At 71.1% G+C, this 13100-nt stretch carries 14 protein-coding genes; 9 read left to right on the top strand and 5 right to left on the bottom strand.

Going from position 1 to position 13100, the window contains the following annotated elements; genetic code table 11:
- The first annotated feature begins 213 nt into the window (after positions 1-213).
- From ACZ6S0_RS12325 to ACZ6S0_RS12310, 4 genes are all read left to right on the top strand, one after another.
- A complete protein-coding gene (locus tag ACZ6S0_RS12325) occupies positions 214-1584 on the top strand; it encodes a hypothetical protein (RefSeq protein WP_465915806.1) in 1371 nt (456 codons plus the stop codon).
- A gap of 181 nt (positions 1585-1765) precedes the next feature.
- Entirely contained in the window at positions 1766-2311 is a 546-nt protein-coding gene (locus tag ACZ6S0_RS12320) for a GNAT family N-acetyltransferase (RefSeq protein ID WP_465915805.1), read from the top strand.
- Positions 2308-2823 (top strand): NUDIX hydrolase, encoded by a 516-nt coding sequence (locus ACZ6S0_RS12315; RefSeq protein ID WP_465915804.1) that lies wholly within the window; start codon positions 2308-2310, stop codon positions 2821-2823. Before ACZ6S0_RS12320 ends, ACZ6S0_RS12315 begins: the two co-directional genes overlap by 4 nt.
- 78 nt (positions 2824-2901) lie before the next feature.
- Complete coding sequence (locus ACZ6S0_RS12310) at positions 2902-3483, top strand: putative glycolipid-binding domain-containing protein (RefSeq protein WP_465915802.1); 582 nt, start codon at positions 2902-2904, stop codon at positions 3481-3483.
- Positions 3484-3607: 124 nt separating this feature from the next.
- Here ACZ6S0_RS12310 and ACZ6S0_RS12305 read toward each other — a convergent pair whose 3' ends face one another.
- Positions 3608-4408 carry a GvpL/GvpF family gas vesicle protein gene (locus ACZ6S0_RS12305; RefSeq protein ID WP_465915800.1) on the bottom strand — a complete coding sequence of 267 codons (801 nt, stop codon included), beginning with the start codon at positions 4406-4408 and terminating at the stop codon, positions 3608-3610.
- A 152-nt stretch (positions 4409-4560) separates the two neighbouring features.
- On the opposite strand from ACZ6S0_RS12305, the gene ACZ6S0_RS12300 reads away from it, so the two are divergent.
- Positions 4561-6093 (top strand): hypothetical protein, encoded by a 1533-nt coding sequence (locus ACZ6S0_RS12300; RefSeq protein WP_465915799.1) that lies wholly within the window; start codon positions 4561-4563, stop codon positions 6091-6093.
- 18 nt (positions 6094-6111) lie between these two features.
- Here ACZ6S0_RS12300 and ACZ6S0_RS12295 read toward each other — a convergent pair whose 3' ends face one another.
- Entirely contained in the window at positions 6112-6579 is a 468-nt protein-coding gene (locus ACZ6S0_RS12295; RefSeq protein ID WP_465915797.1) for a MarR family winged helix-turn-helix transcriptional regulator, read from the bottom strand.
- Positions 6580-6688: 109 nt separating this feature from the next.
- On the opposite strand from ACZ6S0_RS12295, the gene ACZ6S0_RS12290 reads away from it, so the two are divergent.
- Entirely contained in the window at positions 6689-6868 is a 180-nt protein-coding gene (locus ACZ6S0_RS12290; RefSeq protein WP_465915796.1) for a hypothetical protein, read from the top strand.
- On the opposite strand, the gene ACZ6S0_RS12285 is transcribed toward ACZ6S0_RS12290, so the two are convergent.
- Both ACZ6S0_RS12285 and ACZ6S0_RS12280 read right to left on the bottom strand, forming a co-directional pair.
- Positions 6849-7319, bottom strand: a complete 471-nt coding sequence (locus ACZ6S0_RS12285) for a DoxX family protein (protein ID WP_465915795.1) — start codon at positions 7317-7319, stop codon at positions 6849-6851. The two genes, ACZ6S0_RS12290 and ACZ6S0_RS12285, sit on opposite strands and share 20 nt — an antisense overlap.
- Before the next feature lie 138 nt (positions 7320-7457).
- Positions 7458-8846, bottom strand: a complete 1389-nt coding sequence (locus tag ACZ6S0_RS12280) for an NAD(P)H-quinone dehydrogenase (protein WP_465915793.1) — start codon at positions 8844-8846, stop codon at positions 7458-7460.
- A gap of 70 nt (positions 8847-8916) precedes the next feature.
- On the opposite strand from ACZ6S0_RS12280, the gene ACZ6S0_RS12275 reads away from it, so the two are divergent.
- A complete protein-coding gene (locus ACZ6S0_RS12275; protein WP_465915792.1) occupies positions 8917-9366 on the top strand; it encodes a gamma-glutamylcyclotransferase family protein in 450 nt (149 codons plus the stop codon).
- Positions 9367-9389: 23 nt separating this feature from the next.
- Here ACZ6S0_RS12275 and ACZ6S0_RS12270 read toward each other — a convergent pair whose 3' ends face one another.
- Complete coding sequence (locus ACZ6S0_RS12270; RefSeq protein WP_465915791.1) at positions 9390-10694, bottom strand: MFS transporter; 1305 nt, start codon at positions 10692-10694, stop codon at positions 9390-9392.
- Positions 10695-10804: 110 nt separating this feature from the next.
- On the opposite strand from ACZ6S0_RS12270, the gene ACZ6S0_RS12265 reads away from it, so the two are divergent.
- On the top strand, positions 10805-11773 hold the full coding sequence (locus tag ACZ6S0_RS12265; protein ID WP_465915790.1) for an Lrp/AsnC family transcriptional regulator: 969 nt from the start codon (positions 10805-10807) through the stop codon (positions 11771-11773).
- Positions 11770-13098, top strand: a complete 1329-nt coding sequence (locus tag ACZ6S0_RS12260) for a M20/M25/M40 family metallo-hydrolase (protein ID WP_465915789.1) — start codon at positions 11770-11772, stop codon at positions 13096-13098. The genes ACZ6S0_RS12265 and ACZ6S0_RS12260 overlap by 4 nt, the downstream gene beginning before the upstream one ends.
- Positions 13099-13100: the final 2 nt, after the last annotated feature.

Raw genomic sequence — 13100 nt, 5'->3', positions numbered from 1 at the left:
TACGGCGCGGACGGAGGGCACGCGGGCGGTGGGCGCGCGGGCAAAGGTCTCTTGACCGGGAATCGACCGTACCCACGCACAACCGGTGCCGGTTTCTTGGGCGACTTCTTGGGCGACGAAGTGCGTCCAGGCGCGCCAGGACAGGTAGCGTGCGCAGTAAGGAACTTTGCCGATCGCCCGTTCGTCCTCATGGGCGAAGGAGGCTTGCTGCCAATGACCCATTCGCTGCGCCGAGCAGGGGCCGCGATCGCGGCTCTGATCGCCGGTCTGATCGTCGTTCTTGCGCTGTCCCCTGCCGCCAACGCGGCGGCTCCCCCGGACGTCAACACGGTGGTGTCCAACTGGAAGAATGATCCGCTCTATGTGGTGTCCGGCTCGTCACTGACGTCCGATCAGCAGAGTGAGATCCGTGACGCGCTCAAGGGGGCCGACAGCAAGATCTTCACTGTCGCGCTGCCCGACGGCACCGTGACCGACTCCAACGTTGCGTCCTTCATGACCAGCCTCGACGCCGCGATGAAGGCCGCGAGCGCACCGTCGGCCACCTTCGCGGTGCTCGACGGCACGACCCTTTACTCCGCCTCCAACTCGCTGCGCCAGCAGGGCCTCGCGGGCGACCTGGCCAGGCTGGCCACCACCAACAACTCCGGTGACCTGGTCGCGGGCATGAAGGATTTCGTCAACCGCGTGGACATGGCCGCAAAGGGTGACCGTTCGGCCCTCTCCTCCGGCAGCCAGGCCAACCCGGGCGCCGGCGGCACCACCGCGCTGATCGCGCTGGGCGCGCTGGTCGTGGTCGGCGGTGGCGGCTACTTCCTCTACTCCAGCAACAAGAAGAAGAAAAAGGCCATCCAGGACGCCAAGGACCTCGCGGCCGTCAAGCAGACCGTCGACGAAGACGTCACCAAGCTGGGCGAGGAGATCACCGCCCTCGACTCCGACGTCTCGCTGGCCGGTCAGGGCGGCACGCACATCGAGGAGTGGCAGACGGCGCTCGACTCGTACGAGAAGGCCAAGACGCAGCTCGCCACCGTCCAGCGCGCCGACCAGGTGCGCGACGTGACCCAGACCCTCGAAGACGGCCGATACGCGCTGGCCGTGGTGAAGGCCAAGGTCAACAACGAGCCGGTGCCCGAGCGGCGGGCCCCCTGCTTCTTCAACCCGCAGCACGGCCCGTCGGCGCGTGACGTTCGCTGGGCCCCGCCCGGTGGCGCGGTGCGTGACGTGCCCGCCTGCAAGATGGACGCCGAGGCCGTGGAGCGCGGCTTCGACCCGCAGATGCGCGAGGTCATGGTCGACGGCCAGCGCCGGCCCTACTACGACGCGGGCCCCGCCTACCAGCCGTACGCCTACGGCTACTACGGCGGCTTCGGCGACATCATGACCGGCATGTTCATCGGCACCATGATGGGCAGCATGCTCGGCGGCGGCTTCGGCTTCGGCGGCTACGGCGCCGGCTACGCCGAGGGCTACGCGGACGGCGGAGGCGGCGACTTCGGCGGCGGCGGCGACGCGGGCGGCTGGGGCGACTTCGGTGGCGGCGGCGACTTCGGCGGCGGTGACTTCGGCGGAGGCGACTGGTAACCCGTAGGGCCCTGAGCCCAAAACCGGTCAAGCCCCAGATCGTGCTCACGATCTGGGGCTTTTCGCTACCCCGGCCCCCTCACCGAGGCCGGGGGTCGCCGCTGCCGTTCGCGACGCCGTTCCTCGTCGAGCATGACGGCGGCTCGTGGCACTGCCGTACCTGGCCGCCAGAATGTTGGGTGTGATCTATCTTGCCCACGGGCCGCGCGTGGCGCTCCGCTACCTCAGCCTGCAGGACTTCGAGGAGCTGGCGGTCCTGCACGAGGAGAGCGCGGAGCTGCTCGCCCGCTGGATGCCCGGCGCGCCCATCACCACGTACGACGACTTCGAGAGTTACCTGGCCAGGTTCGACGGGCCGCTGCACGAGGGGTTCCTCATCTGCCTGCGTGACACGGGCGCGATCGTCGGCCGGGTCAATGTCAACAACATCATCCGGGGCACCCACCAGAGCGCGACCATCGGCTACTCCGCCTTCGCGTCCACGACCGGGCGCGGCTACCTGACGGAGGGGCTGGGGCTGCTGGTCGCGTACGCGTTCGGTGAGATGGCGCTGCACCGGCTGGAGGCCAACATCCAGCCGTCGAACACCGCCTCACTCAACCTGATCAAGCGCGTCGGCTTCCAGCGCGAGGGCTACTCCCCGAACTTCCAGTTCGTCGACGGCGCCTGGCGCGACCACGAGCGCTGGGCCATCACCGTCGAGATGACCGAACCGGAGGCCGGATGAACGAGGCGATCTCCCGGGAGACGGCCCGCGTGGTGCTGCTCGACCCCGCCGACCGGGTGCTGCTCTACCGAGGGCTGCTGCTGCAGGTGGAGAGCCGGCCGTACGCGTGGTTCACGCCCGGGGGCGGCGTTGATCCGGGAGAGAGCGCGCGGCAGGCCGCGGCCCGGGAGCTGCGGGAGGAGATCGGCCACGTCGTGGCGCCCGAGGCGCTCGGGCCGGTGGTGGCGACCAGCGCGGGCGGGTGGAGCCTGGACGAGCAGCGGTTCCACTCCCACGACTCGTTCTTCGTGCTGCGGGTGGACGACCTGGAGGTGGACACGTCCGGCATGGACGCGGAGGAGCGCGCGTCCACCGACCGCTTCCGCTGGTGGAGCGTGCCTGAGCTGACCGGCGGGCTCGGGGGCGAGCAGGTCGTTCCCATCGGGCTCGGCCTGGTGGTGGCGCGGGTCGTCGCCGGGGACGTCCCCGCCGCGCCGGTCGTCCTGCCGTGGCACCTCACGGACGCCGGCTGACGGGTCGATACGGTCCTAGGCCCCTGATCCGGCGGAGATCACCTGCGCTCCCCGGGTGGGCGTGCGAGAATCCGGGGCGTGGGATTCGTGTCGTTGCCTGAGGGCGCCGCGTGGCGGCATCTCGACGCACGTGTCGGGTTCGAGGTCACGTACTTCCTCGCCCAGGAGGACGGCTACCGCGTCGAGGGCTGCACGACCGCGGTCGAGGACGGGCTGAGCTGGATCGTGGAGTACGCGATCGACGTGGACGCCGCCTGGCGCACCCGTCGTGCGCGCGTCACCAGCCGTTCGGCGTCCGGGAGGCGGCGCACGCTGATCGAGGCCGACGGCGTCGGCCATTGGCGGATCGACGGTACGCCCGCGCCCGACCTCGACGGCTGCCTTGACGTCGATCTGGAGTCGTCGGCGATGACCAACACGTTCCCGGTCCACCGGCTGGGCCTGGCCGTGGGGGCGGACGCGGACGCCCCTGCCGCCTTCGTCCGCGCGCTCGACCTCGGCGTCGAGCGGATCGACCAGCGCTACACCCGTGTCCCCGGCGAGTCCGGCCGCCTGGAGTACGACTACTCGTCCCCGGTCTTCGACTTCCACTGCCGGCTCGTGTTCGACGAGTCGGGGCTGGTCATGGACTACCCGGGGCTGGCGGCACGCGAACGCTGACGCGCCCTGACCTCGGCTGAGGCCCATGCTGAGGCTGAGGCTGAGGCCCCATGCCCGCGCGGCGTGCCCGGCGAGGTCGCCGGGCACGCCGCGCCCGCCTGCACGGTGACGAAGTCGTAAGGCGCTACGCCTGCGCGACGGCGAAGTCGTAGGGGGCCAGCGGGCCGCGGAGGCGCAGCTCGACGCGGCCCTCCCAGCGCTCGCCGAACTCCGTCAGCGCCCGCTCCAGCCCTGCGTGGCCGTCGGCCCCGGCCAGCAGGGCCACGTGCACGGCGTCGCGTTCGTCCGACGGGTCCAGGAGCACGGCCCGGGTGTAGTGCCCGGACAGGCCGTCGAGCAGGAGCAGGGTGTCCAGGTCGCGCTTGGCCTCGATCGAGGCGGTGACGATCTCGTCGAGCCGGGCGCGTTCCGGCCCGGTCGCGTCCTCGGACGTGCCGTGGACGACCGCACGCAGACGTACGGCCTCGGGGCTCTCCGCGAGGATCTCGGCGAGCACGGCCCCCTCGTCGTAGCGGCCCTCGACGACGTACTCGGCGCTGCCCCGCAGTTCGCCCAGCTTGGCGAGGTAGGCGTCGTGGTGCGGCGCGAGCAGTTCCGTCACGACGGACCCGGGGTTGGCCAGCACCGCGCCGAACCGGAACGGCAGCACCGGCCCCTTGGCCGCCATGGCGTCGAGCAGTTCCTCGTGCGTCCTGAGGTCGTCGGCCCGGTCCAACGGCCGGTGCACGTCGACGTCGCTGACGAGGGCCGCGATCCGGCCGTGTTTGACCAGCTTGACCTCTCCGGCCGGCTCGCCCAGACCGCGGCGGCCGGGGGCCACCTTGGTCTCCGCGGGCACGATGCCGTAGACGTACGAGCCCAGGTTCTGGCCGCCAGGGGCCTGCTCGGCCGCGGAGGCGCTGCAAGCCTTCGTCGAACGTCTCATCGTCCTTGCCTGCCCAGACAACCCGACAAAGAACCACATAAAACCCAAAACCCGGCAGACTTGACGTACGTTGAGCTTGCATTCGACCACCTTCCGCGACATTTGCCGAAACTCATTCGAAGACGCCCATAGGCGGATGGAACGATGTCCGCGTGGCACACCGCAGCACGCCCCCGGCCGCCGGGCAGGACCGACCGGCCGGGCAAACGCTCCTGGAGTCGATCCACCGGCTGGCCGAAGAGACCGGGCGCGGCCGGCGCCATGCCGCCGCCGATCTCGCCGCCGCCCTCACCTGCGCCGTCACCGACGCCGTCCTCGCCGACCAGGCCATGGACGTGCTGGCGGCGGCGAACCCCGCGATCTGGCTCGATCTGGACACGGCGCTACGCCGACGGGACGACAGGAACCGGACGGTCGATCGCTCGCCTCTGCCGCTCGCCCTGGTGTTCACCGCCTGCGCCAGGAGGGGGCGGGAGCGGGAGTGGGCCGTCCGGCATCCGGTCATGCGGGACGACCTCCGGCTGCTGCCCGTCCTGCTGGTCAGGAGCACCGACTGGGCCGAGGCGGTGCGGGCCCCGGCGGTGCGGGTCCTGCGCGAGGTGCTCGCGGACGGGAACGTACCGGCCGCGGCGCTCGCGGCCGCCGCGTCGGTGGCCGTGCTGCTGGCGGACCGCGTACGCGGCCGCCCCGCCCTCGACCTGGTCCGCGACGCCCTCGTCCGAGCCGGTGACGACACGCTGGACGGCGTGCGCGCATGCGCCGACCTGCGCGGGCGGCGGTACGCGTTCGACGTGGCGCTGCGCGCGGGCCGCATGGACCACGGCCGCCTGGTCGCCGCGGCGCGGCACGAGCCCGACTCCGTCATCCGCACGCGCTGCGCCACCGAACTGGCCGAACAGGCGGTCGCCCAGGACCGGCCAGAACTGGCCGAGGAGATCCTGGACGGCACCTCGGCCGCCGGGCGCGTCCAGGCCCTGACCGCCCTCGTACGGCTCGGCCACACCCGGCACGCCCCCCGCTTCCTGGACGACACCACAGGCATGGTCCGCCTCACCGCTCAGTGGGGCCTGCGGCGGGCGGGCGACGACCCGGCCGAGCGCTACCGGCGGCGCATCGAGAACGGCGGGGCCACCCGCGGGCTGCTGGCCGGGCTGGGCGACTGCGGCGCGCGGGCGGACGGCGCTCTGATCGAGCCGTACCTGCGGGACCCGAGACCGCGGGTGCGGGCGGAGGCGGTGCGTACGCTGCGCCGCCTGGGCGCGCGGGCCGACGTCGCCGCCCTGCTGGAGGACCCGGCGCCGGCGGTGGTCAGGAACGTCGTGACCACGCTGCTGGCCGACGGCCCCGGCGTGCCGGTCGAGCGGCTGTGGGCGTTGTGCGCCGCCGGGCGGCCCCGCCATGTCCGGCTGGCCGCGTACCGGCTGCTCGCCCGGCGGGACGCGTGGAGCCGGATCCACGCGGGCCTGCTGCTCGTCAGCGACCCGGACGACACGCTGCGCGGGCGGGCCCACGCCGACCTGGCCCGGTGGTGCAGGACAGACGCGGCGACCCAGTACGGGCGGCCCTGCCCCGCGGCGCTGCGCGAGAAGCTGGTCGACCTCGCCCGCGCGGCGGCAGCGGCTCTCGGCGCCGAGAACACCCGCCTGCTGCTCTGGTCGCTGCGCGACGGGTACGACACCGGCTGACGGCCTCTGGGGGGTCGGTCAGTCGCCCTGGCGGCCGGGGGTCGTGCGGGTGGCCTCGATCACGCGGGTCAGCACCCGGTGCAGGTCCTGCAGCTCTTCGAGGCCCATGCCGAGACGCGCCACGATGGCGGGCGGGATCTTCTCGGCCTCCGACCTGAGCCGCCGCCCCTCGGGGGTGAGGGTCACCACGAGGGCGCGCTCGTCGTGGGCGTTGCGCTCGCGGTGGAGGTAGCCCAGCGCCTGGAGCCGCTTGAGCAGGGGCGACAGGGTGCCGGGGTCGAGCTGGAGCAGCTCGCCCAGCTCTTTGACCGACAGCGGCTCGTACTGCCAGAGGGCCAGCATGGCGAGGTACTGCGGGTGGGTCAGGCCCATGGGCTGCAGCAGCGGCCGGTAGAGGCTGATGACGCTGCGGGACGCGACGCTGAGGGCGAAGCACACCTGCCGGTCGAGGGCCAGCAGATCTGTTGCGTCTGTCACAGGCTCCATCCGTATGCACCTCCGGCGGGCTCTGGTAAATTACTTTGTGTACCAAGTATTAGGGCACAAACAGCTCCTACGCAAATCTTCCGCAGGCCGACCTTGAAGGGACGTCGCCGTGTTTCACCGCAAGCCGCTGGAGGAACGCATCGCCGAGCGTCAGGCCAAGCTGCGCCCGCTGAAGGAGGGCAAGCACTTCGAGCACGGCCCGGCCAAGTTCGTGTTCGTGTCGCTGATCGCCCTGGTGGTGCTGGTGCACTTCGGCGGGCTCGCCATCGTCATGCACTTCTACTCCTGACGAATCCCGGGGCCGCCGCCCAGAGCGCGATCCCGACGAAGAGCGCCTGCTCGGGAACGCGCTGCCACAGCGGCGAGGCGAGGCTGGTCCCGGCCACGGCCGCGTACACGTTGGCGGGCAGCAGGGCCAGGAACAGCAGCGCCAGGCAGATCCCGGCGGGCCGGCGAAACCGTTCGAGCACCAGCCCCACGGCCCCGGCCAGCTCCAGCACGCCGGTCAGATACACCATGAAGCCGGGGAACGGCACGATGGGCGGCACCATGGCCACCATGTCCTCGTAGTTCGGCATGAAGGTCACCTCGCCCGGGACGAAGTGGGCACTCGCGGTCATGACGAGCATGACGGCCAGGCCATGGGCCGCGCTCACCCGCCACGTACCGAACCGGCCCACACCCAGCGCACCCAGCAGCCGGAACGCCGACGTGGCGACCAGCAGAACGATCACGGTCATCAAAGACTCCTTTGGATAGCGAAACTATCTACTAAATAGATAGCATCACTATCCAGCAAAGGCAAGTCCTTTGCCCACCGCCGAAGGGCACGAAAAAGGGCGCGTGGTGCGTCGCACCACGCGCCCTCCGGCGGAAACCTAGATGGACACCCCTGGCTGCATGAGCCGCCGGGCGGCCTCGGTGATCGACCCCGACAACGACGGGTAGACCGCGAACGTGTGCGCGATCTGGTCGACGGTCAGCCGCTGCTGCACCGCCACCGACACGGCCAGGATCAGCTCGGACGCGCGCGGCGCCACGACCACGCCGCCCAGCACGATGCCGGTGTGCGGACGGCAGAACAGCTTCACGAACCCGTCGTTGAAGCCCTGCATCTTGGCCCGCGCGTTCGTCGCCAGCGGCAGCTTGACCACGTTCGCCTCGATCTCGCCGGACTCGATCGACTGCTGGGAGACGCCCACCGCCGCGATCTCCGGGTCGGTGAAGATGTTGGAGGCCACCGTGGCCAGCCGCAGCGGCTGCACGGCCTCGCCCAGCGCGTGCCACACCGCGATGCGGCCCTGCATGGCCGCGACCGAGGCCAGCATGAGCACGCCCGTGCAGTCGCCGGCGGCGTAGACCCCGGCGGCGGACGTGCGCGAGACCTTGTCGACCTTGACGAACCCGCCCCGGTCGAGCTGCACCCCGGCCTCCTCCAGCCCGATGCCGGAGGTGTTGGGGACCATGCCGACCGTCATCAGCGCGTGCGAGCCCTCGGCGGTACGGCCGTCTTCGAGCGTCACCACCACGCCGTCGGGCGTGCGCTTGACGGACGCGGCCCGGGAGCGGGCCATGACGTTCATCCCGCGCCGCCGGTAGACCTCTTCGAGCACCTCGGCGCCGTCGGCGTCTTCGTTGGGCATCATCCGGTCGCGGCTGGAGACCAGCGTGACCTCGGCCCCCAGCGACCGGTAGGCCCCCGCGAACTCCGCGCCCGTCACGCCGGAGCCGACCACGATGAGGTGCTCGGGCAGCTCTTCGAGGTCGTAGAGCTGGCGCCAGTTGAGGATGCGCTCGCCGTCGGGCTCGGCCCCCGGCAACACGCGCGGCGTCGCGCCGGTGGCGAGCAGCACCACGTCGGCCCTGATCGTACGGTCGCCGGCCCTGACCACCTGCGGGTCGACCAGCCGCCCGCGCGCCCTGATGATCTCGACGCCCTCGGCCTCGACCCGGGTCGCGATGTCGGCCGACTGGGCCTGGGCCAGCTCTTTGACCCGCTTGTTGACCAGCGGCAGATCGACCCCGACCACCCCCGCGTCGCCGTCGGGCCCGCCGGAGTAGGCCACGCCCAGGGACGAGGCGTCGAGCAGGGCCTGCTTGCGCACGGAGGTCGCGATCAGCGTCTTGGACGGCACGCAGTCGGTCAGCACGCACGCGCCACCCGGGCCGTCCTGCTCGACCATCGTGACTTGCGCGCCCAACTGAGCGGCCACCAACGCCGCCTCGTAGCCGCCTGGCCCGCCACCGATGATCACGATCCTCGTCACGCGTACCATTCTCCCGCATGCCCCGAGTCGCCGACGAACGGGGCAGGGTCTCAACCGCTACTCTTCTGCTGTGCCTGTCTACGCCGCCTACGGCAGCAACATGGACCCTGAGCAGATGGCCATGCGAGCCCCGCATTCCCCGATCAGGGGAGTGGGCTGGCTGCCGGGCTGGCGCCTGACCTTCGGAGGGATGGACCTCTCGTGGGAGGGCGCGGTCGCCACGATCGTCGAAGACCCTGACGAACACGTGTTCGTGGTCCTGTACGACGTGCCCGACTGGGAGGAGAACTCGCTCGACCAGTGGGAGGGCGCGGTACGCGGGGCCTACCACAAGGTGCGGCTGCGGGTGCAGACGCTGGAGGGCGAGGTCGTGGCCTGGTTCTACGTGCTCGACGGCTACGAGGGCGGCCTGCCGTCGGCCCGCTACCTGGGCAGCCTGGCCGAGGCGGCCGAGCGGGCGGGCGCCCCCGACGACTACGTCAAGGAGCTGCGGGAGCGCCCCTGCACCTCGTTCGGCTGACCAGGCGACCGGCACCGGAGCGGCTAACGCAGCGGCTCGTCCTTGGTCTCCTTGAGGACGAAGAGGTAGACCAGCGTGGAGATCAGCGCCAGCGCCGACATGTACCACGGGAAGAGCCCGGGGCTCCCCGCGTCCCGCAGCGCGGTGCCGATCAGCGGCGCGGTGCCGCCGAAGAGCGCCACGGTCAGCGAGTACGGGAACCCGGCCCCCGCCGCCCGCACCCGCGTCGGGAAGAGCTCCGAGTTGACCGCCGCCGAGATCGAGGTGAAGCAGCCCAGGAAGACCATGCCGACGAGCTGCACCACCAGCAGGCTCCAGTAGGCGTCGCTGAGCAGCCCGAGCAGCGGCACGGGCAGCACGAGGAACCCGACCCCGAACGCGATCAGCAGCGGCCTGCGCCCGACCCGGTCCGACAGCATGCCGAGCAGCGGCTGCAGCAGCATGAAGAAGACTAGCGAGATCGTGCCGATCTGCAGCGACTCCGCCTCGTCGAAGTTGACGGTGATCTGCGCGTACGTGGGCAGGAAGCTGGTCCAGGTGTAGTACGCCACGGTGCCGGCGATCGTGATGCCCACGATCGTGGCCGCCGCCCTCGGGTAGTGCCTGAGGAAGTCGAACAGCTTGGGCCGTTCGGCCTCGCCGCGCTGGATCTCCTCCGCCACGGCCGAGGTCTCGTCGGCGCCCTTGCGGATCCACAGGCCCACGAGGCTGAGCACGGCGCCCACGATGAACGGGATGCGCCAGCCGTAGGAGTTCATGTCGGCCTCGACCAGGGCCGTGGCCAGCACCGCCGCCAGGCCCGAAGCCAGGAGCTGGCCGATGGTGGTGCTGACGTACTGGAAGCTGGAGAAGAGGCCGCGGCGGCCGGCGGGGGCCGACTCCACCAGGAACGTGGTCGCGGCGGCGAACTCGCCGCCCACCGACAGGCCCTGGATGAGCCGGGCGAGGGTGAGGATGATCGGCGCGAGCACGCCCACCGCGGCGTAGGTGGGGGTCAGCCCGACGAGCAGCGAACCGGCGCCCATCAGCACGATCGTGAACGTCATGGCGGCCTTGCGGCCGTAGCGGTCGGCGAAGGCGCCGACGAGCAGGCCGCCGAGCGGCCGCATGAAGAAGCCCACCGCGAACACGGCGAACGAGGCCAGCAGGGGGACCAGGCTGTTGCCCGCACTCTCGGGGAAGACCTGCTTGGAGAAGTAGACGGCCAAAAAGGTGTAGGCGTACCAGTCGTACCACTCCACGACGTTGCCGACGCTGGCCGCCATGAGCTGGCGTACGCGGCTCTTGGGGATGCCGAGTGGGGATTGCGCCACTGGGGAGGTCGCCACGTGGGCTCCTTTGCTGACAAGTGCGGTGGTGGCCTACTGTGCAATCAGACGACCGAAACAGTCAAATATTCCGGCAAACATTTACAATCCCGACATAGAAACGGGCGCAGGTGGACGTTCTCGACCGGCGGCTCATAGCCGCGCTGCAAGTGAGCCCACGGGCCTCGTGGGGCGACATCGGCCGGGCCGTGGGCGAGCACGAGCGCACGGTCGCGCGGCGGTTGCAGCGGCTGATCGCCGACGGGGTCGTGCGGGTCACGGCCATCTACGACGACCTGCGCACCGGTCACGGCCGCCCGGTGCACCTGCACGTCCAGGTACGCCCCGGCACGGCGGCGCAGGTCGCCAAGGCGCTGGCCGACCGGCCCGACACGCGCTCGGTCTACTCGCTGACCGGGGCCGCCGACCTCGGCTGCGAGCTGGTCTCGCCCTCCAGGGAAGACCTGCACCGCATCCTCACCGCGCAGATCTCCGACATCGACGGCGTGCTGAAGACGCAGACCCAGGTCGTGCTGCACACGTTCAGGACGGTGGCCGAGTGGCACGCGCCCTTCCTCACCGAGCAGGAGGTCGCCGAGCTGCGACCGCCCCCGCCCCCCGAGTGCCTGCCCGACGAGGACGGGCTCTCGCCCTTGGAGGAGGAGATCGCCGGCCTGCTCGCCGCCGACGGCCGGATCGCGTTCACCGCGGTGGCCGAGCGGCTGGAGCTCTCGGTGCCGACCGCGCGCCGGCGGGTCACCTCGCTGATCGAGCGGCGCCTGCTGCTGCCGCGCGCCGAGGTCGAGCCCGCGCTGCTCGGCCTGGAGGTCGAGGCCATGTTGTGGCTGAAGGTACGCCCCCACGGCCTCGACTCGGTCGGCCGCCGGCTGGCGGCGCACCCCGACGTCCGTTACTGTGCCGCCACCACGGGCACCCACTCCCTCATCGTCCAGGTCGTGGCGGCGCACGAGGCGGCCCTCTACCGTTTCATGACCGGCGTCGTCGGCCGGTACGACGAGATCACCGACGTCGACCTCACCCTGATCACCCGCGCCCACAAGCGCGGCCACCTCCACAAGTCCGGACTGCTCACGCCTTGACCCACCATGAGGAGACATCCATGACCCCAGCCGAGAACGAAGTAGCCGACCTCTGCGTGGAGCTGATCCGCGTCGACAGCAGCAACTACGGCGACGGCAGCGGCCCGGGCGAGCGGGCCGCCGCCGAGGTCGTCATGGCCAGGCTGGCCGAGGTGGGCATCGAGTCCACCTACATCGAGAGCGAGCCGGGCCGCGGCAACGTGATCACCCGGGTCGAAGGCACTGACCCGGCCCTGCCCGCGCTGCTCGTCCACGGCCACCTGGACGTCGTGCCGGCCAACGCCGCCGACTGGACGGTCGACCCGTTTGCGGGCGAGGTGCGCGACGGCTACATCTGGGGCCGCGGCGCCGTGGACATGAAGGACATGGACGCGATGATGCTGGCCGTGCTGCGCCAGCTCAAGCAGGAGGGCCGCAGGCCGCGGCGCGACCTGGTCTTCGCCTGGCTGGCCGACGAGGAGGCCGGCGGCGTCTACGGCGCCAAATACCTCACCGCCCACCACCCCGAGCTGTTCGAGGGGGTCACCGAGTCGATCAGCGAGGTCGGCGGCTACTCGCTGGAGGTGGACCCCTCGCTGCGGCTCTACCTGATCGAGACGGCCCAGAAGGGCCTGGCCTGGATGAAGCTGGTCGCCGACGGCACCGCCGGGCACGGCTCGATGCTCAACTCCGACAACGCGGTCACCGAGATCGCCCAGGCGGTGGCCCGGATCGGCGCGCACGACTGGCCGCTGACCTACACCCCAACGGTCCGCAGGTTCCTCACCGAGGTCGCCGCCGCGTTCGGCATCCCGTTCGACGAGGACGACCCGCGGCCCGTGCTCGACCAGATCGGGCCGCTGGTCAGGTTCGTGGGCGCGACGCTGCGGAACACGGCCAACCCGACCCAGCTCGACGCCGGCTACAAGTCGAACGTCATCCCCGGCCAGGCCACGGCCGTGGTGGACGGGCGGTTCCTGCCGGGGTTCGAGGAGGAGTTCTTCAAGACCGTCGACGGGCTGCTCGGGCCGAAGGTGCGGCGCGAGTTCGTGCACCACGACATCGCGCTGGAGACCTCGTTCGACGGGGCGCTGGTGGAGTCGATGATCGCGGCGCTGCAGGCGGAGGACCCGGCGGCGCGGGCGATTCCGTACTGCATGTCGGGCGGCACCGACAACAAGACGTTCTTCGCGGATCTGGGGGTGCGCGGGTTCGGGTTCGTGCCGCTGCGGCTGCCCGCGGACATGGACTTCGCGTCGATGTTCCACGGCGTGGACGAGCGGGTGCCGGTGGACGCGCTGCAGTTCGGGGTGCGGGTGCTCGACAGGCTCCTCCTAAACTACTGAGA

Source organism: Nonomuraea sp. NPDC051298 (assembly GCF_055586305.1).
The sequence above is the reverse complement of the archived record's forward strand: the minus strand, read 5'-3'. Positions and strand labels throughout refer to the sequence as shown.